Genomic DNA, 22,854 nt, shown 5'->3' with positions numbered 1-22,854 from the left:
ACTCATTAATGAGTCTTTGAACTCCTTTAATGAGCCTTTGATACTCATTAATGAGGCTTTGAACTCCTTTAATGAGCCTTTGATACTCATTAATGAGTCTTTGAACTCCTTTAATGAGCCTTTGATACTTGCAGACGTAGCTTGGAACTTTTCCCCCTGCCCCCTGCTCCCCACTCCCAATGCCCCATGCCCCATGCCCCATGCTCAATTCAATTATGAAGAAGTGCTTCGGGAGAATTTACTGTATCTTCTGGTATGGAAGTTTCGCCTTCCAAGCCATTGATTCGACGGTAAAAATCTTGGAGATAATTTAAATCTTGGGAAAAAAAGTTTTCCACGATTGCAGGAGTAACCTCTGATAAAGCACCCAAGTGGGTAATCACTCGCGACAAGATAATAATTGTGGCATAAACGGGATTTGCTTTAACACGTGGGTCACGCAAGGGTGCAATTTCGTCTATCGCCGTTGATAACCGCATTACACCTTTGCGATGGAGGTTGCCTTCAGAGTCTAGATACCCCTTTGGCAGTGTAAATTCAAACTCTGTGGGAAACATAATTCTCCTAATTATTTCACGCGTTTAAATTCCTCAAAAGCAACCTCCACCTCCTCAATTTCGATGTCATGGCTGCGGGCGTTGACATCGGCAATCTTGTAACTTGCAGGCCAAGCACCGGCTAATTCAAATCTAGCTACTTCTTGATTTGCCTGATTATAAATAGACAAAGCAACAAGTCTACGTTGCTGTGACCAATTACCCTGTTGGACTTTTTCAAACCACTTCCAAAAATCCATAGAGTTAGTGGTACCTCTACGCAGAATGAGATTACCACTCTTGGAATTGCTAGGAAGCTTGGTTCTTACTACCTGACCTTTTGATTGCCCTTTTGTACCCCAGGTTTGAGAAGTGACTTCAGTAATTTCAATAACTTCTTGTGTTCTTTTAAAGCCTTGACACTCCAAAAAGAAACAATTGGCATCGTTTTGACCTTCTAGTGTCAGTTCTAAATAGAACCGATGGGCTGTCAAAACTTCTGGAATTCGGCTTGCGGATTGTACCACTGTTAAATAATTCGTAATTCGTAATTCGTAATTCGTAATTACGTTTTGTGACGGAGATTTAGCGCAAAGTGCGGTCTTCTCCCAAGGGGAGACGCTAAAAGCGATGGGGTCTCCCCAAGAGGAGCAACTTTACAAAACAGACTCCGACACAAAGCGTTCTGCCTGTAGAGGCTATGCAACTTAAACTCCCAAACCTTAATTACTGCATAAGCTAATTATTTGATTCGTTTAATTCCTTCGTGAACCAATTCAACAGTCTCATTTGCCATATCACCACCAGAGGCTGTTAAGGTAGGCCCAGTGTATTTACAGGGATAGCAATTGACAATGTTCCACCGTGCTTTTTCTGAGCCTTGTTGGTCGTAAGCAACTACCGAGCCAGTCTTACGATTCTGTGCCCACTTCCGAGGGTCTCCCATGTCTTCGTTACAGTCTTGATACCATTTATACAGGTCTATATCATCAGTGGCGATGACTTTTACTGTAATGTTGGTAAATTTAACAACAGTTGGTGTAGCTTGACGCATTAGTTTAGCGCCTTTAGATGAACCGTGAACTTCTTGCGCTGGTGTATTTTCAACGCCTAGTCCGCTAATTTCTTTGATAAATTTATCAGTAATTCCGTCAGCCTCGAAGTAAAACTTACAAGAGGTTAAAAATTCGCCTGCCATACTTTTAGACTCCTTTGTGTGTAATTAATTTTGAAATGGGGAACAAGAATTTTAGATTTTAGATTTTGGATTTTAGATTAAAATTTAATCCAAAAGACGCTCGCAGACTCGCTAACGCTGCGCTATCCGCAATCCAAAATCCAAAATTGAATTGTCCTATTCGCTATCTTCAATGCCATTCCATTGGCTGATGCGGAAAACAACAAATTCAGCCGGTCTGACGGGGCAAACACCGACTTCAATATATAAACGTCCTAAAATTCTGGTTTCTGGTGGGTTCAATTCTTCGTCGCACTTGACATAGAATGCTTGGGCTGGAGATGCACCAAATAAAGCACCTTCACGCCAGATACGTTCTAAGAAGTTACTGACGGTGCGGGTGACACGCGCCCATAAATCTTGGTCGTTCGGTTCAAAAACTACCCACTGAGTCCCCAGTTCTAGGGATTTTTCGATATAGCTAATTAATCTACGCACGCTGATGTAACGCCACTCTGTTTTATCTGGCTCAACTAAAGTGCGTGCGCCCCAAATGCGGATACCTCGATTGGGGAAGCTGCGAATACAATTTATCCCCAAGGGATTTAATAGTTCTTGTTCGCGGAAGTTTGTGTCATAGCCCAAACCAATTACGCCTCTGGGAACTTCATTTGCAGGGGCTTTGTAAACTCCTCTGGTTTCGTCGGTGCGGGCCCAAACACCCATCACATGACCACAAGGAGGTACTAAAATTGGATTACCGCGATCGCGTGGATTAGGTACTTTAATCCAAGGATAATAAAGGGCTGCAAACATCGAACGACGGTTAAATCTATTCAACCATTCCACTACTTGCTGCGGTTTGACGGCATCCGGTGGCGCATCAAGTACAACCATGCGGTTGGGCGGATTGGGAATATCGCCACTGGCAGAACCCTCGCACATACTAATCATCAGTTCGATGATGCCGTGGACTTGATCTAAATTAAGTATCTGCTCTTGATAAGCCCGCATCACATCAGGACAGGCCAGCATTGTGATTTCATCAACTTCAAAGATACCGCGTACCCCGGTGCGATCGTCTCGAACCCCTTCTAAATTTTGCGAAAATCTATCGGGTGTGGCAGCAACAATGGGTGGCGCTAGTTCATATTGACCATTGACCGGACGACGAGCTAAAGGCTGTCCGCTTTGAGTTATGTCTTCTACGGTGATGTACATCGAATTTCTTAATGCCGTCACCGCATAAGTCGCTGCTTGAGCAGCAGGTTCGCGGTTCATTGTCAAGTTCTCGTATTCCTCTAGAAGCTCATCTCCCCGACGAATTTGGATGGTAAAATACTCGCCCGTATTTGGAGGCGCTTCTCCTTCAGTACCTTCAGGTAGAGGGCGGGGTGAACCATCAATAATTACAAGATTTACTAATCCGCCTGATGCTTGTTCAGCACGCAAAGTAAAGCGGAGGGCTGGACGATTACCTCTAGAGTTGATTCTGAGGGTAGCCGGTTCTGGAGTTGCGGGTCTGGGTGCGTTTGGTAACTGAGTCCCAATGCTTGTTACCCAGCAGCGACCGCCACCATTCATAAAGTAGCCGTAGACTGAAAAGGGTAAATAGGCGTTGAAGTCGGTGAAGCCATCAGAGTTGAGACGGGCAAAGTAGTTTAAGTATTGCGTCCAAGTGGTTACTAGCATGGGCTTATATAATTCAGCCCCACCGCGAACGTCTTCTGTAAAGCCTACAAATCCGGCAACTGCTGTGCTAACACCTTCAATTGGTCGGCTACCCCGGTCAATTTCTTCGATGTAAACACCAGGAGCAAAGTAATCAAGTCTAGCCATGAAAGTCTCTCCAAGTCAGTAAAAATCTAATTATTCAGGAGTTAGAAATATTTCTTTGAAAGTATTACTTTGGTTATCTACCAATGCATTGACGTTTTGAGGTAGATAGCCCGGATGATTCAGAGTCAAAACATAATTACCTAAATGAAGGTCTTCAAAAAAGAACAGCCCTTCTTTAGTGGTTAATATGGATTTTTCAGTTCCCCTCACAGCCACTTCTGTCGCTACCAACGGCAGATTTGTCACCGCACTTTTGACAATACCTGCGATCGCAACTCGCCTGGTTAATACTAGACTGTCACTATCGCGAGACAATTGATTTCGCAAATTGAAAATTCGCTCCCAAACCAAAGGTACTGGAGTAGGTTGTGGCTCGAAGGGTATTGTAACTGTCAAATATAAGGCTGAACGCAATGGCACATTGAGAGCGCTCCACAAAGAGCCAATCTCAACTGGCGGCTCTAAGGCAACTGTCATGTTCAAATTACCATAGCCCCGCAATTCAGGAACCAAAAACTCCTCTTCCAAGGTGCGATGGCGCAACAGCACAGTCAACGCCTCACTAATAAAGTGATGCTCACCTAAAGCTGTTCTATCCCAGGCTGTTAATAGCAGCGAAACATCAAACCAAGCGGGTGCCCAATTTACAGTAGCAGGTTGTAGAGCGCGTGTTAGCTTGCGTTCTACTTGCCTACCAGAATGTTGCACCTGCTTACTCTCACGTATATCAAAAATATATAAATTGAGAGTCGGACCTGCTCCCTCTTCCCTACGATTACCAGGATGGCTAAAGTCAATTTGCTCTGTACTGGTAAGTGAGGTTCCTCCAGCGAGAATTTCGGCTAAAGTTTGAAGAACGAAGATAAGCATGAAGGTGTGCTGCTGGTAGCTAATCCAGATGCATCTACAGTATATGTATCGGGCTTCTAAAGTTAATTAGACTTTTGTCGATATTTTTTAAATCGGGTATTGGGTCAAGAATCCGTAAAGTCGCAACTTCAGTTTGTAGATTAATCTGGAGCAGTTTTTAATTGGACGCACTACATACATTTTTTCTTGTGGGTGGGTTGAAAAGCATTGGTGTCAAGTTAGCCCAAATGTCAAAGGTATATTCATCGAATTCGGGCAGTTGTTTATTGAATTCGGGCAGTCGTTCATCGAATTCGGGCAGTTGTTTATTGAATTCGGGCAGTCGTTCATCGAATTTGGGGTGTTGTTTATTGAATTCGGGCAGCCGTTAATTGAATTCGGGCAGCCGTTTATTGAATTCAGGCAGCCGATTATTATTTTTGTTCAATTTTAATTTGAGGAGGATAAAACCTAAAGACAAAAAGACTTTTCATCCAGTCCCCAGCGATGCACTGAGCTTGCCGAAGTGTCCCTAGCTATACTAATTGACCCCAGTGATTTCATCTTAACTTGAGACTAATGGCTGAAAAGACATCCTAAGTAGTCTATTAAGCTAACGAAAGCTTAGGTAAGTAGTAAGCATTTCAGTGCTTAACATCAGGACTAAAGTTTTTACTACAAACTTCTTTACACAGCAAAGTTAGTTTGATACACGTGTAAATACAAACCTTAATAATTATTTGGATGAATTATCCCAAAAGATAACTTAACAAAAAAATAAACATTGCTGAGACTGCATAATTTTATACTGATCAGCAGAAGAGTAAAAACATTTGGTTGCAAAAAGCGAGTGAAGCTATGACACTAGGCTTTTCTGTACAAAAACTAGACAATGGCTCTAATTATTTGAATTCCTCAGACATCCAAAGCTTTTGTCAGCTTGAGTCTGAGCAATTAACTAGTCAATATCCAATTTTATTTGCTCGGATTGTCTATCACGATCCATTATTGAGAACTAATCAAGAAGTTATAAATTATGGTCAAGACCAAACTCCTTTTTCTCCAAAAACTTTAGCTTATTTGCGTTCGGAAGCATGGCTTACAGATTTTCCGCCTGTTTTGACTTTACAGGAATTTCAGCTTAAGGACTTTTTATCTATTTCTTACATTTGCCCCATATCCTATAAAAATCAGAAAACTGAATATATTCAAATCATTACTCATGAACCTCTCTCGTCGAGTTTACAACTATATGTAAAACGCTCTGCTATGCTGCTGAGTAAGTATGTAGATATTTCCTTGGACTATGGCAGACAAAAAACTGAAATTCAACTTTTAGAAGATATCTTACATAGAGTCGGTCATCAATTGCGTAACTCTTTAGGACTTATAGGATTGTATGCACATAATTTATGCTTAGGTTTAGAGGATAGCCCTTGGCAAGAGCAAGCAACAATCATCGGCGAAAGTATACAAGATTTAGATACTAATTTAAATGAATTGATTGATTGCGGTCAAAGTGCAAAATTAAGAGTAAAACTTCAAGATTTAAGAAGTTTAGTGGTTGAAAGTATCACAAATTTACAACCTCTAATTAATCAGAAAAAACTTAAAATATTAATTCCCGATACATCGACAATACTGAAGATAGACAAATTACAAATGAAACAAGTTTTTGATAATATCCTCAGTAATGCCGTTCATTTCAGCCCTCATTCAGGAACTATTACCTGTAGCTGGCAAATTTTTCAAGATGAAGTTTTAATTAAAATCTCCGATCAAGGGCCAGGATTGTCTCAAGAAGACTTACAAAAAATATTTACCCCATTTTATTCTCGACGCAAAGGAGGCACAGGACTGGGTTTAACTATTGCTAAAAAAATCATTTTGGATCATCAAGGAAGCATTTGGGCACAAGTTTTATCAGGAAGTGGGGCACAATTTTCAATGATTTTACCTCGTTCAAGGAGCGTAAATTAATTTATAATTCGTAATTCGTAATTCGTAATTAAAGATATGGCTAATGATAATAATAAACTTTCGGTTTTACTCGTAGATGACGAAGAACGCTTTCGTCAAGGGTTACGTACTCTCCTAAATTTTTATAGTATTAATTCTGCGTTACCTGTAGAAGTTATTGGTGATGCAGATTCTGTTGAGCAGGTTTTAAAGTTTACAACTCAGAAGTGTCCAGATTTAATTTTGCTGGATATGCAATTGAAAGGATGTGATGGAATTACAGTTCTGGCACGTCTTAAAGAAGCTGCTTACAGTGGCAAAGTTTTAGTATTGTCGGCTCATCAAGAAGACGACTGGATTTTTAGAGCGATGCAGGGAGGAGCCGCAGGTTATGTGTTTAAAAATCGTGTGGCAACCCAATTATGTGAAGCTATTGACACTGTAACTAGGTCAGAAATTTATCTACCTTCAGAAGTTGCTAGTCGATTTTTCCGGTTTTTTCAAGCTTATTCAGATTCTTGTGTAAAAGCATGTCATGAGGTGCATTTAACTGAAAGAGAGCAAGAGGTTTTATATTGGTTAACTCAAGGTGCTTCTAATGAAGAAATCGCTAAACATTTATATGTAACAGTTGCTACTGTTAAGGCGCATCTCACCAGTATTTTTGAAAAATTGAAGGTTAGTAGCCGGACTCAAGCGATTGTGACTGCCCTCAAGCTAGGATTAGTTCATGCTTGAGCGCGACTGAAGTAGTCGGCGCAATTCACGAAACTTTTTGTATATGGCTTCATTTGAATCTTTTTATCAAGAATACCCCTGTTCGTACAATTCTCCCTTAAGTTGCGATCGCCCCTTTCAAACGGCGCAGCAAATCAAGGGTGCTAAGTTTTGCTTGGAATGTGGTTTTCCAGCGACTTTACCACAGGAGGGTGAGATTAAAGGAAGTCAGGGAACTTATCAAATAACTAGTTTTGTCGGCGTGCGGGGTTTAGGCCGCTTATACTCAGGTGTTCAACTTAAAGACAAACAACCTGTAATCATCAAAGAATACCTGCTCCCCAATCGTTCTTTTAATGAAAGTGAGACTCAAAAGCGGAAAGAGACTTTTAAACGAGTGGGTGGGGTAAGTTTAGCCGATAGTCGAATTCAAAACTTCCGTCTGGTGGAAACTAAAGAAGCGATCGCAGATGAAAAAGGAGAACGCTGCTATCTTATTACTCAAGGCATAGAGTCATCCCAAACTTTAGGTAAATATCTCATAGAAAAGGGAGCAATGACATCTCTTGAGGTGCGTGAAGTCTTAAATCAAGGTTTACAAACTCTCCAGTTTCTCCACACTCAAAAGCTACGTTTTCCCTCCAATCAAACACAACTGGGTATTACTCACGGTAATATCAATTTAGATAGTACTTTAATTAAAGTAGAAAATAATCAAAAATTTTCTATATATTTTTGTGATTTAGCTATCTGGGAAAACTTATTTATTCCCCCAATTATTCCTCAACCTGCTGTCGCCAGACCTGAGCAAGATTTAGAATCATTAGGATTATTAGCCTTTTATTTATGGGTAGGGCGGACAACTAATTTTTCATCTAACCAGCCTCTCAATCCTAGAGATCATCAACAATGGCCGGATACTGATAGCTATTTAAAGCAGTTTATTTATCGTTTGATTGGGCTGGAAACTCCCTTTGAAAGTGCAGAAGCGGCTCGTAAAGCACTACTAGAACTTCCTCAAGAAGATCGTGCTAAAAATTCAAATTCAGTGCGATCGCCAGGTTCTCAAGAACTAAAAAAGCCTTTGCCAATGCCCTTATTTTTGTTATTAATCCTATTTCTATTACTACTTGGCGGGGGAATTTGGTATTGGCTTTGGGGTAGGAAGACAGATAATCCTAATCAATATATCCAATGGTCTAGACTTGTGCGGAATTTTTCCGAAGTCCCTAACGTTCCTTCTGGACAATTTACTTATACAGGAGAAAAAGATAGTACATGGAGTTTTGTTTTAACGCAATTAGTGGACAACAGCCGTTTAGGAGATTTATTGACCAGACCAAAGCCAGATGCAACAGCAACATTTGACTATAAATCTGTTTTGTCATCAAATATAAATAATCCGATTAAAAGTATCGAAGAAGTTCAAACAAACAAGAAAGATTTTGCCGTTACTAGTTTGGTAGACAATATTACAGATAAACTTGCGAAAAAACCAGTAGCCTATGATGGTTTACTTGTTTTTGTCGCATTTAATAAAAGAGACTCAAATCTTGCCAATGCTCTTGGGGGACAAATCAATCTTGAGCAATTGCGTCAAATTTACACAGGTAAAATTACTAATTGGCAGCAGATTAATCCTAAACTTCCAAATCTGCCTGTGAAACCTTTTGCCCCAACTGAACCGGAAGCAATCAGTAAATTTCAACAAATAGTTCTGCAAAATGCCCCTCAAGACGAAGCTTTATTTGCAGCCAAAGTTACTAAACTTGATACAACAAAAACCCAAAACCTGATACGCAGTGAAACTTTAGATGGGCGAACTACTGGTATTATCAGTTTTGGGATTATCAGTAAAACTTCGAGTCAGTGTACTGGCTATCCTTTAGCGATCGCAGATGCTAAAAAGTCCGCTATTCAACCTCTGTTTCAAAAGCGCGATCGCCGCTCAATTAATCCCTCAGATGATTTGTGTCAACATGATGATTATTATGTTGATGTCACAACTTTCCAAAGCTACCCCTTGGGATACCCTATTTTTGTGGTGTACCCTAAAGACAGCAATCGCCTACCTGGTGGTTCTACATTTGCCCAGATGCTAACTACTCGTCAGGGTCAGTGTTTACTTAGTAAAGTAGGTCTTGTAGCTTTACAACCTATGCCTGATGATATAAAGTCTTATGCCTGCAAATCGGTGCCCTAATCCTAGTTGCGAATATTTTAACCGCGCCCTGCCGAACAATGCTAAGGTTTGTCCCTGGTGTTCGACCCCTGTGGGTAATGTAGTTTCTTCTACACCACAACCACCTAGTCAACCTCCACCTATTCAACAACAGCCTAGTCAACCACCTGTTCAGTATCAGCGGCCGCCTACAGACCAACCTAACTACCAAGCTCCCCAACAAGCCCCAATTGATTATTCAACAGTCTATCAGCCACGAGTTTCCTATCAACCAACACCACCTGTTTATACCCCTCCACCGCAAAGAGCGCCAGCCTTAAAGCTGATTCATAGCACTGGCAGAGAATTTCACCTCATTGGGGAAGGAGGTTATATTGGTCGCCGCAGTCAGAGTCCAGGAATAGCGCCGCCAGAAATTGACTTGACCGGCATTCCCAGTGAGGGAATAGTCTCACGTCGTCATGCGCGAGTCGATTGGGACTGGTCGCAAAATTCCTACATGATTGTTGATATGAGTACAAATGGTATTTATTTAAACAACAATCCTTTGACTCCCGGTATGCAGTATCGCCTACTGAACGGCGATTCCCTGCGATTTGGTCAGGATAATCTAGTTAATTTCACTGTATATGTTGTGTAGTAGAAAGCTGAATTTATAACTTTAAATTAATAAGACTTGGGGCTTAACAACAAGCTTAAGCCCTTTGTTAAAGGTAGACAAACTTTTGGGCTAAATAATTTAGTAAACCTGCTGTTGACGACTCATTTTTACCTTCTTACAGCGATTTTCAGGTAAATGAACCACAAATAGACCTCACTTCCATTCCTCTCTCCTAAAAGGAGAGAGGCTTTGATTTTCTCCCCAACGCTTAGTAGGGAAGGGGCTGGGGGTTAGGTCTCATAATTGTGGTCTAAATACATGAAAACTGCTGTAAATCCATAATTCGGTCATTAGCCATTTTCGGTTATTCACGGACAATGGACAAATGACAGTGGACAAAGGACGAAGGACAAAGGAAAAATGAGCAATGTATTTCGGGAATTTCTGCAAAAAGTAGGCAGTGGAAACCACACATCTAAGAATTTAACTCGTATTGAAGCAGCCACCGCTACTAAAATGATGCTGCTGGGTGAAGCGACACCAGCCCAAATTGGAGCCTTTTTGATTGCTCACCGAATCAAGCGTCCTACGGGAGAAGAGTTAGCCGGAATGTTGGATGCTTATGAGGAACTGGGGCCAAAACTGCAACCCATAGCCTCTGGGCGACCAGCGATCGCTCTTGGCATCCCTTATGATGGTAGGACACGTACAGCACCAATTAGTCCCGTCACAGCTTTACTACTCGCCGCAGTGGGACAACCAGTGGTAATGCATGGTGGCGATCGCCTACCCACGAAGTATGGCTTACCCCTGATAAATATTTGGCAGGGTTTAGGAGTCGATTGGACTACTTTACCCATAGCCCAAACTCAACAAGTGTTTGAGCAAACGGGAATCGGCTTTATTTATCTACCTCAGCATTTTCCCTTAACTACAAGTCTTTGGGAGTACCGCGACCAACTTGGCAAACGTCCGCCGTTGGCGACAATGGAGCTAATTTGGTGTCCTTATGCTGGGGATGTTCACGTAATTGCTGGGTTTGTCCATCCACCGACAGAAGGGATGTTTCAGATAGCTTTAGGACTGCGAGGAGTGACAAAATTTACATTAGTCAAAGGATTGGAAGGTAGTTGCGACTTACCGCGCGATCGCACTGCAATCATCAGCTTATCTTCATCCGTAGCACCCCAAGAGGTAGAACGATTGCACCTCGTACCGCGCGATTACGGCTTTACTACCAAGAACGTACCCCTTGGAACTACTGAAGAACTGGTGGCGGATATTCAAGAGGTTTTGGCAGGTAAACCAGGTGAATTGATGCAAACAGCCTTGTGGAATGGCGGATTTTATCTATGGCGCAGTGGTATTTGTTCAGATATGGCAGAGGGTTTAGCTAAAGCAGAAGAATTATTAACCAATGGTGCAGTAGCAGCTAAACTCCAAGAACTGAGCCAGGTAATAAATTCAGTATCAGCAGATGTACCCTTTAGGGTGTCAACGACTTCTCCAAAATAGATTTTTGTTCCAACCAATCTTTACCTACTTGGATACTGATATCCGATGCAAGGTTGCCAGTGCTTTCCACCCGCACTTCTCCAAATCCCAAAGTGCCGCGAATTGACTCGGCACTGTCACCATCTCCCTGTTGGGCGACAATATGAGTTACATCTAGAGGTTCGCCCCATGCCTTGGCCACATAGATATTGCGATATCCAGATTTTTCTAAGGCTCTAATTAACGGTTGCAGGTTAGAGCGATCGCCACCTGTACTATCTTGAATTGCTACACGCAAAGAGCGGGGGTTAGTTGTAGTTGCCAGCTGTTCCTGTTCTGACTCCAAACCAAAGTGTTGAGCCATCAGTTTCGCAATTCCATCTTTGTTGGGCAACCAATAGCTAGCATCAAACTCATTCTTTTCGCTAAAGCGACCTGGCAGCATTAACATTTGCATATTAGAGCGATTTGTCCGCACCCCAAAACCCATTAGCGCTACTAACTCTTCAACCGTCAAGTTAGTATCAATGTGGTCTTTCACGACATCAAGAACTTTCGGTAATTGAGCAACAGTAGCCGGGTTGAGTGTTTGCTCCATCAAAGCACGCATGACCATTTGCTGGCGCTGAATCCGACCAATATCACCGAGTTCGTCATGGCGAAAACGCAGTAATTGCAATGTTTGCTCGCCATTGAGGTGCTGCTTACCAGCCTTCAAATTGATGTACAAATGCTGAGAATCATCTTGATATTTCATATCTTTAGGAACGTAGACAGTCACGCCACCCAAAGCATCAATTAGCTTGGCAACTCCCAAAACGTTAATTCGGACATAGCGATCGATTCCTGCTCCTCCTAAGAGATTACTAACAGTTCTGGCAGTCAAAGCTGGCCCACCGTCAACATTGGCAGCATTAATTTTTTTCACTCCATACCCCTCTATTTCCGTGCGGGTATCTCTGGGAATGGAGAGCATATTTATTTTTTTCGTCTCTGGATCGAATTTGACCAAGAGCATCACATCAGAAAGACCATCAAAAGAGTTGACTTGGGGCAGGTATTTGAGATTTTTGGTATCTTCAGGAGGGTTTTGGATATCTGGGGGAAGTACGCTCATTCCCATCACCAAAAGATTCACTGGACGAGTTAATTCTGAAAATCGCAGCACACCTCCAGAAATGCGATCGCTATCAAAGGCCGCCTCATCCTTTGGAGTTAGCTGCGCTTGTTGCAAAGGCGTACTCGTCAAAGACACTGCTAAAAGCGCCCCCGCAGTTGCTGATACCATCGCAATACCACCCATACCTACCCAAAACCACAGCCACCGCCCTGATGTTGAGCTTTGGGGAATTTTTTTATTGGATTTTGAGGCTTTTCCCGACTGGTTTTCTTCCGCCGAACTTCTTTGAATGGTCACAGACTTCCTCACACTTACTCACTAATCAAATTCAGTAATTTTGCAGACTAAAAACACCCAAACAAATTAACCCATAATAGCTAACTCTTAATTATCGGTGCTAACTTTTTTAATGTAGTGTCAACCACAACACTTATAGCAGCATTTATTCTTTTTTTGGGACAACCTGGAGATGTTTTACTGAAGTATGGCAATAATAAACTGGATTTGACTAGATATATAAAGAAATCAGCCAGAAATTTTCCAAAATTCAGTAAAAACACCGACAATTTATCGCCTTAAAAAATTAAGATAAATACTTGCCAAGCACTCGTTCAGCTAAATTACTAAACCCTGGTAAACGACTAGATCTGCCCTGCATTAGGCGCAAAATCAACCAAATACTTACTAAAAAGTAACCTGACGTGAGAAAGCTATTGAGGATAAATAGACGTAGCGGAAAAAAATCTGAAGTTGCTACCCCGGTAGCCAATAATAAATAACTCAACAACCAAGTAAGTGCCAAAGTAATAGACAGACGACTAATAGCAAGTTGTTCCCGATTACCCTGGCCTCGATAGAGCGTCCACAAGGATGGAAAAAAGCCGACGATCGGAACTAAATGTAAAAGCAACTGTGTTTTAGGCATTGGGTACTGGGGATTGGGTACTGGGGATTGGGAATTGGAAGAAGACAAAAAAGAGACTTCTGGAATAATTCTTCCTTGTCCTCCTTGTCCCTCTTCTTCCCCCAGTCCCCAGTCCCCAGTCCCCAGTCCCCAGTCCCTATTGTCTTTCGGTTCAAAATTCTTCATTGGGGTTAATCTAACTCCTAAACTAGAAGGATGAATAAGATTCATATAGTTAGAGATAATAAGCTGTAAGGAAAAATTTCATTTAGTTCTATTCCGCAATCAGCTCAAAATGCAGACACGTAAGCTACTCGACTGGTGGCAAACATTTACTCCAATAGCGCGAATCGGGGCGATCGCGCTATTTGCTCCGCTGCTAGTTATCAATGGTTGGGCAATTTCGGTATTTTTCAATTATTTCCATTCTCTCATAGTCATTTTAGTCGGAGCCTCAGTGCTAGCATTTCTGCTCAACTACCCCGTGAGCTGGATGGAGCATCATGGTGCTAAGAGAGAGCAAGTTGCTATTTTAGTATTTCTCTTGGCTTTATCGATTTTATTAGCGTTGGGTGTGACACTTTTTCCCTTGGCTCTTACCCAAGCTGAACAACTGGTGGCTCGTTTGCCAGAGCTGATCGACTCTGGACGCTCTCAGTTAATGATATTAAACGAAAAAGCTGAGACTTTTGGCTTGCCGATTAACCTCGATGCTCTGGTAGTGCAAATCAACGATCGCGTCAAAGGACAATTACAAGCGATCGCCGGACAAGTTTTAAATCTAGCTGTACTGACAGTTACTAGTCTGCTAGATATTCTCTTGACGATGGTTTTGACTTTTTATCTTTTACAGCATGGGGGTGAACTCTGGGAAAGTTTAGTGGAGTGGCTACCTAATAAATTTCGCGAGCCTTTCTCTAAAACAGTCCGCCTAAGTTTCCAAAATTTCTTCATCACCCAGTTGATTTTATCTACCTGTATGGCTTCAGCCCTTATTCCTACCTTTTTGTGGCTGAAAGTGCCGTTTGGATTGTTATTCGGACTAACTATTGGCCTGATGGCTCTCGTTCCCTTTGGCGGTTCTGTAGGCATTGCCCTGACTACACTGTTGGTAGCGTTGCAAGATTTTTCAATGGGTGTGAGAGTGTTGATCGCAGCGGTAATTGTACAGCAAATTCTCGAAAACTTAATTGCCCCCCGAATTTTAGGCAGTTTTACCGGTTTAAATCCAGTTTGGATTTTAATTTCGGTCTTAACAGGGGCAAGAATTGGCGGACTGTTAGGTGTAATTGTGGCAGTACCTACAGCTGTTGTGATTAAGACTGCTTTAAGTGCCTTGCGTCCTGGTACTGGGACAAACGACAGCGCCATTGGGGAGATAACTGCATCCGTTCCAGGAAATGAGTCCTCGAAAGCCGACGACAACAAAACTTTGAGCATTTCTGAAGCAACATTGCCTTAATACAAGAAGGCAGGAAGGAGCAGGAAGTGTATCATCAGTTATTTATCAGGAACGGTAAGGGACAAGGGAAAGGGTAAAAAGCTATTGCTTCTATGGTGAGAGACTATTATTAACCTTTTTCCCTTTACCTCTCTTATTTCTTAAATTCTGTTGCAAGCGATTGTTTAATATCAAAATTTTCTAAATACTGTGAAAAGTCAGCTTTTGCCACAAGAAATGAATGCCAGTTGGTGTTTCGCTTCAATATTCTAAATAGCTTTTAAGCTTTTAAATAAATCTAACTTTCAGAATCATTATCTAATTTAGAATTTAGGAAAGGAAACTACTTTGCAAGAAGTGCTTTTAAATTGCAGCAGGAGTGAAATTGCTAGGTTCTACACTTGCCGATCGATACCATCTCCCTGAATAATCACCTGGGAACGTGACTGAATTAATTCCCGAATTTGTGGACATAATTCACGCCTGGAGATTACAGCTTGAAATGAACTCTGCAAGAATTGCTATTTGCTGAGTAAATTGGGATATAGATGCGGAAAATTTTTCTGGGTAAACTTGACCAGCAAATGGTAATGAAAAACTATTATCAAGATTTTTTAATTCGTGATTGGGTGAAAAGCGATCGCACAAGAGCCGCCGAAGTCATCAGTTATGTATTATCAGAATACGGTCTGGCTTGGGAACCCAAGGGTGCTGACCAAGATGTGCTGCGAGTTGAGGAATGTTATTTAGCTACTGGGGGAGAGTTTTGGGTAATTGAACACCAAAGTCAGTTAGTAGGTACTGGAGCATACTACCCCATACACCGAGGTGAAAAAGCTGTAGAAATCCGCAAAATGTATCTTTTACCCAGCATTAGGGGTTTAGGATTAGGGAAATATTTGTTACAACAGCTAGAAGCAGCGATCGCAAAGCGTGGTTTTCAACAAATTTGGATTGAAACCGCCAGTGTTTTGGTGGAAGCAGTCAAGCTGTATGAAAACAATGGCTACACTCCAGCAACAGGAGTGGAAACAACAAGGTGCGATCGCGTGTATGTTAAGTCATTGATCAATAGTCATTAGTCATTAGTCATTAGTCATTAGCTAAAAACAAACGACAAAGGACAAATGACAAACGATAAATGACAAATGACAAATGACAAAGGACAATTTTAAATGCACGCTTGGATTAAAAATCTCACAGGCTTACTCAATCTTTTTCTTCAATCCCATTGCCCTCTATGTCAACGCGCAACTTCCCAAGAATTCTGTCAAAACTGCACCAGACAACTGCAAAAATGTCAACGTAAAGACCCGATTTCTCTATGGCAAGAGCCTATACCAGTGTTTGGCTGGGGGGAATATGGTGGGCCAGTGAAACGAGCGATCGCAGCGATGAAATATGAAAATCAACCCCAAATAGCTCGTCCTTTGGGTCAATGGTTAGGGGAAGCATGGTTGTTAAATTCACCGAAGCGAGATAGCCAGCCTGTAGTAGTTCCTATCCCACTTCACGCTAGCAAACAAAAACAACGTAAATACAATCAAGCCGCACTGATAGCACAAAGTTTCTGCGAAATAACTGGATTAAAATTGAAACTAAACGGTTTAGCAAGAGTGCGAGAAACTGAAGCGCAGTTTGGTTTGTCGGTATCTAAACGAGAAAAAAACTTGAACCAAGCTTTTGCTATTGGGCAAGAATTTCGCCATCGTCCTCCAAATGTCCCAGTGCTGTTAGTGGACGACATTTATACTACTGGTGCTACTGCCAGGTCTGCTGTGCAAACACTTCGTCAGTATGGAATTGTGGTCTTAGGATTAGTAGCTGTAGCCACTGCCGTCAAAGACGGATAAATTAAGAAGCAATAGGCAAGCTTTGACGGATAAGTACATAAATTGACCTAATTACCCTATTTTTGTAGAAAAATTGCTTGAAATGTATGAATAAAGTTTTTGCGGCAGGTTTAAAACAACTTGTCATCATTCCTGCCACATTGCTGGCAATAGGCATTAGTACTAGTGCAGCTTTTGCTCAAAATAAATTGTATAGTCCAATTCCTTTATCCAACAGTACTGAAATTGACGATCGCCTTTCGGATAAAGATATTCCCACAGGTCAAGGTGGGTTTGCCCGTGATTACACTGTGAAGTTGCAGAAGGGCGATAATTTAGCAGTTGACCTGTCATCGGAAAACTTTGACAGTATCATCACACTGCTGGCACCTGATGGTTCGACTTTAGCAGAAAATGATGATGGCCCTGATGGGAGTAGCAATTCCTTACTCTTTACTCGCATCGTAGAGACAGGGAATTATGTGATTCGTGTCCGGTCTTTTGGAGAAACTGGAGTTGGGGCTTTTAAACTCAAAGTGACAAAGTTGCAACCGATTAAATAAAGTTAGGAGTTTGGAGTTAGGAGTTTGGAGTTTGATTTTTAACTCCTCACTTTTGACTCCTCACTCCTAACTTCCTACAGTAGTCAGTACGCAGAGAAATAAGGCTTCAGTCCACTCAACGACTGCGCCGTAAGTATCTCCAGTGTGTCCACCTAATTTGTGGTTGAACCATGCACCAGTTAAAGTAGCGATCGCACTTCCAGCAATTATCATTGCCAGTGCGAGAAATAGTTGCTGTCTATTTATCAGCCAAAGTAAACCACTCAAACTAAACAACAATAATAATCCTGGTAACAAATCTTTGTAAGAACGAATGGCTTGTTTGTGAAATGCGCCTTTACCAGTTGCTTTCAGATAAGGGTATCGGGCGATCGCTAGCTGTTGTCCCCAACGTCCCCAGCCACAAGCAGCCATCAGCAACAACCAACGGTTTTCTGGTATATCTGTCAAAGCTGTTATTTTCAGTAGCATCAAGGCGATCGCAGCCATTGCTCCAAAGGCTCCTGTAGCACTATCTGCCATCACCTCCAGTCGCCGATCTCGGTCGCCCACTGCTAAACCATCGGCAGTATCCATTGCCCCATCTAAGTGCAATCCTCCAGTTATGGCAATCCAAACACTTACTACTAAAGCACTACGAGTTAACACGGGCATCCCCAGATAATCCATCCCCGTATCCAGAAACCCTAAAATTCCCCCAATCATCACTCCAACAAGCGAAGCAAGACGTGCTACTCTTTGAAAGTCCAATCCGTTCAAATACGGTAACGGAATACTTGTGTAAAATATAATACTAGCCGCCAGCTTTAACAGCAGCTTTTTCCACCACTGTTGCTGTTTCGTCATCTGAATTACATTAATTTTTGGTAAATTGCTGGATAATAGTCATAATTTCGGTAGAACCGACATCAGTAGACTTTAAAACTTTAAATAAGATTTACTTCTATTAAACATTCTCGTTGAAAATTTTGTTATGCTGGTCTAAGTGGTAAACAAATATTTTTGAGTATTTTTTTATACAAAAACGACTAACTTAGGAAGTTAAAATTCCATCAAGGAGCAAAATTTCTGTTTTGTATTCGTTAACTAAAAACTTACTCCAAATTATTAGACGATTGCCCCATAAAATTGATATTTTTTTAAATGTAGGGAGTAAACAAGCTATTCAATTATGACAGTTTAGCTATGTTGTTGCTCTCCTTAGCTCAATCGCAATTTTCCTATGAGTCATCATCTACCCGACACCAGGATACCAGCTCCGTGCATTATTAACACGGGCATCATTGTGAATAAGCTCGACATCCGGCGATTGCTGGCAGATTTAGGTCGAGTCCACTACATCTACACCCAAGAAGATAAGGTACTGAGCGAGGGTGAAGGGGATGTGATGGAAGTTTTTGCCAATCCGCAAAGGTCTACCTTAGTGGCTAACCGCGCGCTATATCTGAATGTTTGTAGTTTTGATTATTTAGAACTAAAACAGTCGTCGCAACAAGAAACCTACTTCGATTTGATGCAAGAAGGATTGTGTCTGCGGTTAATTCCCCGCTCGACACCTTTACAAGAGCGACGAGAGCGAAGCTTCAATGTCAGCGCTATAGAAGCGATGATGGAACAAGTACTCTCAGCCAAGTGGGATGCAGAAATTGACGATGACTGTTCTGATTCTTTCTAAATAACAATTATTTAGAGTATATACTTGTAAAGTTGGTAACTAGGTTAATAATGAATGCTTAAGTGTTCGCTAAAACTCAACTACCAATCTTGATGTTTGTCCATAATTTAGCCAAATAATATGAATTTTGCCCTAATACCATTTGGTTTTATGGCTGCTAGTATCGCAAGGCAAAAGCCAAAAGTCAAAAAGCTTTCATTTTGGATTTTCTGGCTGTAATGAAATGGTAGGTTTAGTTCTGCTCCGTTGTACTAGTTATGGATTTTTGAAACTCTTTACCGATTAGTGTTTCACAATCCAAAATCGTTCGACTGAGCGCAGCCGAAGTCTAAAATCTAAAATTCCAAATGGCATGAGTGCGAATTTTTCTTTTCAATGTCTTGCTTGCTGTAGTCAGACAAAAGCTAGAGCAGGAGTGTTTTTCACCCCTCACGGTCTTGTAGAAACCCCCAGATTTATGCCAGTAGGAACGCTGGCTAATGTCAAAACTATTACTCCATCTCAACTCCGAGAGACTGGGGCGCAAATGATCTTATCCAATACTTATCATCTTCACCTACAACCAGGAGAAGCGATCGTGGCTGGAGGTGGTGGGTTGCATAAATTTATGGGGTGGAACGGGCCAATGCTCACAGATTCAGGTGGGTTTCAGGTCTTTAGCTTAAGCGAGATGCGAAAAATTACTGAAGAAGGCGTAACTTTTCGCTCGCCCCATGATGGACAAATTATTAATTTAACACCAGAGCGCTCCATTGAGATTCAAAATACTTTGGGGGCAGATGTGATTATGGCCTTTGATGAGTGTCCGCCTTACCCAGCGACTCGCCAAGAAGTAGAAACTGCAACTGAGCGCACTTACCGCTGGTTAGAACGCTGCATAACGGCTCATCAACGCAGCGATCAGGCTTTGTTTGGGATTGTGCAAGGGGGCGTGTATTTGGATTTGCGTTGCCGTGCGGCGGAAGCTTTGGCTAAGTTGGATTTGCCGGGATATGCCATTGGTGGCGTGAGTGTGGGAGAACCGCCAGAATTGATGGCTGAGATTGTCAAAGTAACAGCACCACTTTTACCCCCCGAAAAGCCGCGTTACTTGATGGGTGTGGGAACTTATCGGGAAATGGCGATCGCGATCGCATCTGGTATAGATTTATTTGATTGCGTCATTCCCACCCGTTGGGCAAGACATGGTACAGCGATAGTCCAAGGCGGACGCTGGAATTTAAAAAATGCTAAGTTTCGTGAAGATTTTACGCCATTAGATGAAACTTGTCCTTGCTACAGTTGTCAAAATTTTAGCCGTGCTTACATATCTCATTTAGTGCGATCGCAGGAAATTTTGGCTTATACCTTGTTGAGCATTCACAACATTACCGAACTAATTCGCTTTACGCAAAAAATTCGAGAAGCAATATTGAGCGATCGCTTTGTCGCAGAATTTGGTCATTGGCTCACCGAAGAAAGCAAAGATGAGAAATAGAGAGTCAAAGAGCAGAGGATTAATGACAAATGACAAATGACAAATGACCAATGACCAATGACCAAACCATGTTAAGATACTTCTCAATTATGAAAGCTGTGTTGGATAGGTGGATTTAAACAAACATGGAAGCAGCACTTTTATTAGCAAAACTGCCAGAAGCTTACCAAATCTTCGATCCTTTGGTAGACGTTCTCCCAGTTATCCCGGTATTCTTCTTGTTGCTTGCTTTCGTTTGGCAAGCAGCTGTGGGATTTAGATAAGTTAATCTATTGTTCAATTTATAGGACAGGTAGACTACCTGTCCTATTTTTTTGCAGTGTCATGTTTGAAAAAATTAATATTTATTAATATTTTGCAATGAATTATGATAATAAATAAGATGTTAATCAAGCTATGTCAATATGAAGCCTTGAAAGCCAAGCTTACAGTCAAGGAGGAATCAGTTATGGGTAATATCAAATTCGTTAAAGAAAATAAAGAAGTAGTGGCAGCAGATGGTGCTAATCTCCGGCTCAAGGCGATACAAAATGGTATTGACATATATACATTGATTGGCAAGATGACCAATTGCGGTGGTAATGGTCAGTGTGGTACTTGTGTTGTTGAAATAGTCGAAGGACTAGAAAATCTTTCCCCGCGCACAGACGTAGAAAACCGGAAATTCAAGAAAAAGCCAGAAAATTACCGCCTTGCCTGTCAAACTTTAGTGAATGGCTCAGTCAGCGTAGTCACGAAGCCTTAAGTTCTCAAATCTGTCATTATATCCAGTCAGTAGTCAAAATACTTACCAAAATTGAGTTTTCTCTCTACGAGACGCTACGCGGACATTTTGAATACTTCAACAAGCTCAGTACAAGTTTTGAATTTTGAATTGGTATAACTCTGTCATCGATAATGCTATCCTAATGTTGTTGACTGGAAATTTAAGAGAGGCTTTCTTGCCATGCAAGTTAATGACCTGGGGTTCATAGCGAGCATTTTGTTCGTACTAGTCCCCGCCGTGTTTTTACTAATTCTTTACATCCAAACTGCTAGCCGCGAAGGTGGAAAAGATAGTTAAGAGTTTGTGTATAAAATAAATAACCCCTGCGCCAATAGTGTAGGGGTTTTTATTTATCAACTATCCATTTAGTGCTGTTAGCGTAGCCTATGCTGAGTGCCCAATAGTAAAGACAAGAAAAATCTTACTTCTTTACTATTTTATTACAACAATTATTATACTCAGCACTGTTTACTTTAAGAAGCGATTGTCCGCGCCAACAATACCGGACAAGTGGCATTGACTCGAACATAGTCAGACAAGGAAGATCCGATAAGTCGATCGATATCAACAAAACTCTTAGCGATCGATGGCCGACGATCTGGAGAACCGAGCAATAATAAGTCTATATTCAACTCTTCTGCCAATCGACAAATTTCTTCACCAGGTTTGCCACTGCTGATATAAGAACGAGATTGGATGCCTTGTTTTTCAGCTTCTGCAACAGCGGCTGCTAAAACTGGATTTTGAGCTGGGTTAACCTTGGTTATTTCCGATTTTTTACCGCCGAAATCTGTACTAATATTTGCCAAAATTAATTCGCCACCTGGAATATCTCGCAGTAAAAACAATGCCAATTTCAAGCAATTTTTTGCTGAATCAGAGTTATCTATTGCCACCATAATTCGCTTAATTCTTTTAACATAAATGTCATCTTTTACCAGCAGCATGGGGCGAGAAGATAACTGGAAAACATACTGACTGACTGAGTTTGATAAAATCGATTGCAGCCGCTTCAGTCCACGCGAACCCATAATAATCAAGTCAGCATCGATTTCATCAGCGACCTGGCAAACCACATCTTTGGGATCGCCTTCACGTAAAATTGAAGAAACTTGGCTAGGATCTAAGTTCAAGGTTTGAATGGCATTCGCCAGAATTTTACCCCCATTTTCCCATTTAGTTGTCATGGTAGCAGCAGCATTTTGTGCTTGAACAACATGCAAAATTGTAACTTTTGCAGATTGAATTGAAGGGATTTCTTTCAGGGTTTTGAGCATTTCTTCTGCGTGTCCCAATCCCGATACAGCCAGCAAAATTCTTCTGATCATTTTACGTAATTTTTGTGAAGTTTACTTTTGTTTTCGCTGTTGGTACTTGGCTCTGGTCGGATTTTCACCACTTTGCTTGACAACCTAGTTAGGAAGTTGGCACAAATAAACTTTGTTTTTTAGTATTTAACACTCAAATAAATGACAAAGGAGAAAAAACTAAACAAATATTTAACTTTATTTGCACTTAGTACTTCAACTCTAAACTAGGCTTCAACTATTCAGCATACTCTTAATTTAGTCTAATGAACTTAATAAATTATGATGTTAGTTATTATTTTTAATCTATGTTTACTTTTGTTAATTATAGATAAGTTAAGTATTGCAAATAAATGCCAAAATAACTCTATAGGAAAATTGATTTAGTATAACCTTTAACAGGCGATCGCTTCCC

General features: G+C 41.3%; 23 protein-coding genes. 14 read left to right on the top strand and 9 right to left on the bottom strand.

Annotation, left to right across the window (positions count from 1 at the left end):
- Positions 1-209: 209 nt before the first annotated feature.
- From RMZ42_RS04865 to RMZ42_RS04845, 5 genes are all read right to left on the bottom strand, one after another.
- Positions 210-557: a hypothetical protein gene (locus tag RMZ42_RS04865; RefSeq protein ID WP_251959044.1), complete on the bottom strand. Its 348-nt coding sequence runs from the start codon at positions 555-557 to the stop codon at positions 210-212.
- An 11-nt stretch (positions 558-568) separates the two neighbouring features.
- Positions 569-1,063 carry a phage tail protein gene (locus RMZ42_RS04860; protein WP_322670328.1) on the bottom strand — a complete coding sequence of 165 codons (495 nt, stop codon included), beginning with the start codon at positions 1,061-1,063 and terminating at the stop codon, positions 569-571.
- A 215-nt stretch (positions 1,064-1,278) separates the two neighbouring features.
- Positions 1,279-1,734, bottom strand: coding sequence for a phage tail protein (locus RMZ42_RS04855; RefSeq protein ID WP_094331970.1), 456 nt, complete (start codon positions 1,732-1,734; stop codon positions 1,279-1,281).
- A 156-nt stretch (positions 1,735-1,890) separates the two neighbouring features.
- A complete protein-coding gene (locus tag RMZ42_RS04850) occupies positions 1,891-3,552 on the bottom strand; it encodes a phage tail sheath family protein (protein ID WP_322670327.1) in 1,662 nt (553 codons plus the stop codon).
- Positions 3,553-3,582: 30 nt separating this feature from the next.
- Positions 3,583-4,422 (bottom strand): Pvc16 family protein, encoded by an 840-nt coding sequence (locus RMZ42_RS04845; RefSeq protein ID WP_322670326.1) that lies wholly within the window; start codon positions 4,420-4,422, stop codon positions 3,583-3,585.
- 837 nt (positions 4,423-5,259) lie between these two features.
- On the opposite strand from RMZ42_RS04845, the gene RMZ42_RS04840 reads away from it, so the two are divergent.
- The 5 genes from RMZ42_RS04840 to RMZ42_RS04820 all read left to right on the top strand — a co-directional run bounded on the left by RMZ42_RS04840 (position 5,260) and on the right by RMZ42_RS04820 (position 11,375).
- Entirely contained in the window at positions 5,260-6,381 is a 1,122-nt protein-coding gene (locus RMZ42_RS04840; RefSeq protein ID WP_322670325.1) for a HAMP domain-containing sensor histidine kinase, read from the top strand.
- Positions 6,382-6,417: 36 nt separating this feature from the next.
- Positions 6,418-7,098, top strand: a complete 681-nt coding sequence (locus RMZ42_RS04835; RefSeq protein WP_322670324.1) for a response regulator transcription factor — start codon at positions 6,418-6,420, stop codon at positions 7,096-7,098.
- Between the two features lie 43 nt (positions 7,099-7,141).
- The gene (locus RMZ42_RS04830) at positions 7,142-9,280 is read left to right on the top strand and encodes a substrate-binding domain-containing protein (protein WP_322670323.1); all 2,139 of its coding nucleotides are present in this window, start codon (positions 7,142-7,144) and stop codon (positions 9,278-9,280) included.
- Entirely contained in the window at positions 9,258-9,899 is a 642-nt protein-coding gene (locus RMZ42_RS04825) for an FHA domain-containing protein (RefSeq protein ID WP_322670322.1), read from the top strand. The genes RMZ42_RS04830 and RMZ42_RS04825 overlap by 23 nt, the downstream gene beginning before the upstream one ends.
- Positions 9,900-10,280: 381 nt before the next feature.
- Positions 10,281-11,375: an anthranilate phosphoribosyltransferase family protein gene (locus tag RMZ42_RS04820; protein ID WP_322670321.1), complete on the top strand. Its 1,095-nt coding sequence runs from the start codon at positions 10,281-10,283 to the stop codon at positions 11,373-11,375.
- On the opposite strand, the gene RMZ42_RS04815 is transcribed toward RMZ42_RS04820, so the two are convergent.
- Positions 11,347-12,771 (bottom strand): LCP family protein, encoded by a 1,425-nt coding sequence (locus RMZ42_RS04815; RefSeq protein WP_322670320.1) that lies wholly within the window; start codon positions 12,769-12,771, stop codon positions 11,347-11,349. The two genes, RMZ42_RS04820 and RMZ42_RS04815, sit on opposite strands and share 29 nt — an antisense overlap.
- 286 nt (positions 12,772-13,057) lie before the next feature.
- The gene (locus RMZ42_RS04810; protein ID WP_322670369.1) at positions 13,058-13,399 is read right to left on the bottom strand and encodes a hypothetical protein; all 342 of its coding nucleotides are present in this window, start codon (positions 13,397-13,399) and stop codon (positions 13,058-13,060) included.
- A gap of 274 nt (positions 13,400-13,673) precedes the next feature.
- On the opposite strand from RMZ42_RS04810, the gene RMZ42_RS04805 reads away from it, so the two are divergent.
- The 4 genes from RMZ42_RS04805 (at position 13,674) to RMZ42_RS04790 (ending at position 17,214) form a co-directional block, all read left to right on the top strand.
- The gene (locus tag RMZ42_RS04805; protein WP_322670319.1) at positions 13,674-14,840 is read left to right on the top strand and encodes an AI-2E family transporter; all 1,167 of its coding nucleotides are present in this window, start codon (positions 13,674-13,676) and stop codon (positions 14,838-14,840) included.
- A 569-nt stretch (positions 14,841-15,409) separates the two neighbouring features.
- Positions 15,410-15,901, top strand: a complete 492-nt coding sequence (locus RMZ42_RS04800) for a GNAT family N-acetyltransferase (RefSeq protein WP_322670368.1) — start codon at positions 15,410-15,412, stop codon at positions 15,899-15,901.
- Between the two features lie 93 nt (positions 15,902-15,994).
- Entirely contained in the window at positions 15,995-16,672 is a 678-nt protein-coding gene (locus tag RMZ42_RS04795; RefSeq protein WP_322670318.1) for a ComF family protein, read from the top strand.
- Positions 16,673-16,758: 86 nt separating this feature from the next.
- Entirely contained in the window at positions 16,759-17,214 is a 456-nt protein-coding gene (locus RMZ42_RS04790; RefSeq protein ID WP_322670317.1) for a PPC domain-containing protein, read from the top strand.
- Between the two features lie 66 nt (positions 17,215-17,280).
- Here the strand turns inward: RMZ42_RS04790 and cobS are convergent, their stop codons facing one another.
- Positions 17,281-18,060 carry an adenosylcobinamide-GDP ribazoletransferase gene (gene cobS / locus RMZ42_RS04785; RefSeq protein ID WP_322670316.1) on the bottom strand — a complete coding sequence of 260 codons (780 nt, stop codon included), beginning with the start codon at positions 18,058-18,060 and terminating at the stop codon, positions 17,281-17,283.
- Between the two features lie 376 nt (positions 18,061-18,436).
- Between cobS and RMZ42_RS04780 the strand changes: the two genes are divergently transcribed.
- From RMZ42_RS04780 to psbM, 5 genes are all read left to right on the top strand, one after another.
- Entirely contained in the window at positions 18,437-18,889 is a 453-nt protein-coding gene (locus RMZ42_RS04780) for a hypothetical protein (RefSeq protein ID WP_322662022.1), read from the top strand.
- A 352-nt stretch (positions 18,890-19,241) separates the two neighbouring features.
- Positions 19,242-20,366, top strand: coding sequence for a tRNA guanosine(34) transglycosylase Tgt (gene tgt / locus RMZ42_RS04775; protein ID WP_322670315.1), 1,125 nt, complete (start codon positions 19,242-19,244; stop codon positions 20,364-20,366).
- Between the two features lie 125 nt (positions 20,367-20,491).
- Positions 20,492-20,629 carry a photosystem II reaction center protein K gene (locus RMZ42_RS04770; protein ID WP_006195022.1) on the top strand — a complete coding sequence of 46 codons (138 nt, stop codon included), beginning with the start codon at positions 20,492-20,494 and terminating at the stop codon, positions 20,627-20,629.
- 185 nt (positions 20,630-20,814) lie between these two features.
- Complete coding sequence (locus tag RMZ42_RS04765; protein WP_292779083.1) at positions 20,815-21,111, top strand: 2Fe-2S iron-sulfur cluster-binding protein; 297 nt, start codon at positions 20,815-20,817, stop codon at positions 21,109-21,111.
- 201 nt (positions 21,112-21,312) lie between these two features.
- Positions 21,313-21,429, top strand: a complete 117-nt coding sequence (gene psbM, locus RMZ42_RS04760) for a photosystem II reaction center protein PsbM (RefSeq protein WP_084227279.1) — start codon at positions 21,313-21,315, stop codon at positions 21,427-21,429.
- A 176-nt stretch (positions 21,430-21,605) separates the two neighbouring features.
- On the opposite strand, the gene RMZ42_RS04755 is transcribed toward psbM, so the two are convergent.
- Positions 21,606-22,460: a universal stress protein gene (locus RMZ42_RS04755; RefSeq protein ID WP_322670314.1), complete on the bottom strand. Its 855-nt coding sequence runs from the start codon at positions 22,458-22,460 to the stop codon at positions 21,606-21,608.
- Positions 22,461-22,854: the final 394 nt, after the last annotated feature.

The sequence above is a fragment of the Nostoc sp. DedQUE05 genome (genome assembly GCF_034530955.1).
In the GTDB taxonomy this organism is placed as follows: Bacteria; Cyanobacteriota; Cyanobacteriia; order Cyanobacteriales; family Nostocaceae; genus Nostoc.
The sequence above is the reverse complement of the archived record's forward strand: the minus strand, read 5'-3'. Positions and strand labels throughout refer to the sequence as shown.

Bases quoted from the DNA above. Each gene is read 5' to 3' on its own strand.
- RMZ42_RS04765 (WP_292779083.1), top strand. From the start codon at position 20,815: ATGGGTAATATCAAATTCGTTAAAGAAAATAAAGAAGTAGTGGCAGCA.
- RMZ42_RS04755 (WP_322670314.1), bottom strand. From the start codon at position 22,460: ATGATCAGAAGAATTTTGCTGGCTGTATCGGGATTGGGACACGCAGAA.
- cobS (WP_322670316.1), bottom strand. From the start codon at position 18,060: ATGACGAAACAGCAACAGTGGTGGAAAAAGCTGCTGTTAAAGCTGGCG.
- RMZ42_RS04790 (WP_322670317.1), top strand. From the start codon at position 16,759: ATGAATAAAGTTTTTGCGGCAGGTTTAAAACAACTTGTCATCATTCCT.
- RMZ42_RS04840 (WP_322670325.1), top strand. From the start codon at position 5,260: ATGACACTAGGCTTTTCTGTACAAAAACTAGACAATGGCTCTAATTAT.
- RMZ42_RS04805 (WP_322670319.1), top strand. From the start codon at position 13,674: ATGCAGACACGTAAGCTACTCGACTGGTGGCAAACATTTACTCCAATA.
- RMZ42_RS04770 (WP_006195022.1), top strand. From the start codon at position 20,492: ATGGAAGCAGCACTTTTATTAGCAAAACTGCCAGAAGCTTACCAAATC.
- RMZ42_RS04835 (WP_322670324.1), top strand. From the start codon at position 6,418: ATGGCTAATGATAATAATAAACTTTCGGTTTTACTCGTAGATGACGAA.
- tgt (WP_322670315.1), top strand. From the start codon at position 19,242: ATGAGTGCGAATTTTTCTTTTCAATGTCTTGCTTGCTGTAGTCAGACA.
- RMZ42_RS04810 (WP_322670369.1), bottom strand. From the start codon at position 13,399: ATGCCTAAAACACAGTTGCTTTTACATTTAGTTCCGATCGTCGGCTTT.
- RMZ42_RS04865 (WP_251959044.1), bottom strand. From the start codon at position 557: ATGTTTCCCACAGAGTTTGAATTTACACTGCCAAAGGGGTATCTAGAC.
- RMZ42_RS04830 (WP_322670323.1), top strand. From the start codon at position 7,142: ATGGCTTCATTTGAATCTTTTTATCAAGAATACCCCTGTTCGTACAAT.
- RMZ42_RS04825 (WP_322670322.1), top strand. From the start codon at position 9,258: ATGCCTGCAAATCGGTGCCCTAATCCTAGTTGCGAATATTTTAACCGC.
- RMZ42_RS04855 (WP_094331970.1), bottom strand. From the start codon at position 1,734: ATGGCAGGCGAATTTTTAACCTCTTGTAAGTTTTACTTCGAGGCTGAC.
- RMZ42_RS04820 (WP_322670321.1), top strand. From the start codon at position 10,281: ATGAGCAATGTATTTCGGGAATTTCTGCAAAAAGTAGGCAGTGGAAAC.
- RMZ42_RS04800 (WP_322670368.1), top strand. From the start codon at position 15,410: ATGAAAAACTATTATCAAGATTTTTTAATTCGTGATTGGGTGAAAAGC.
- RMZ42_RS04780 (WP_322662022.1), top strand. From the start codon at position 18,437: ATGAGTCATCATCTACCCGACACCAGGATACCAGCTCCGTGCATTATT.
- psbM (WP_084227279.1), top strand. From the start codon at position 21,313: ATGCAAGTTAATGACCTGGGGTTCATAGCGAGCATTTTGTTCGTACTA.
- RMZ42_RS04795 (WP_322670318.1), top strand. From the start codon at position 15,995: ATGCACGCTTGGATTAAAAATCTCACAGGCTTACTCAATCTTTTTCTT.
- RMZ42_RS04845 (WP_322670326.1), bottom strand. From the start codon at position 4,422: ATGCTTATCTTCGTTCTTCAAACTTTAGCCGAAATTCTCGCTGGAGGA.
- RMZ42_RS04850 (WP_322670327.1), bottom strand. From the start codon at position 3,552: ATGGCTAGACTTGATTACTTTGCTCCTGGTGTTTACATCGAAGAAATT.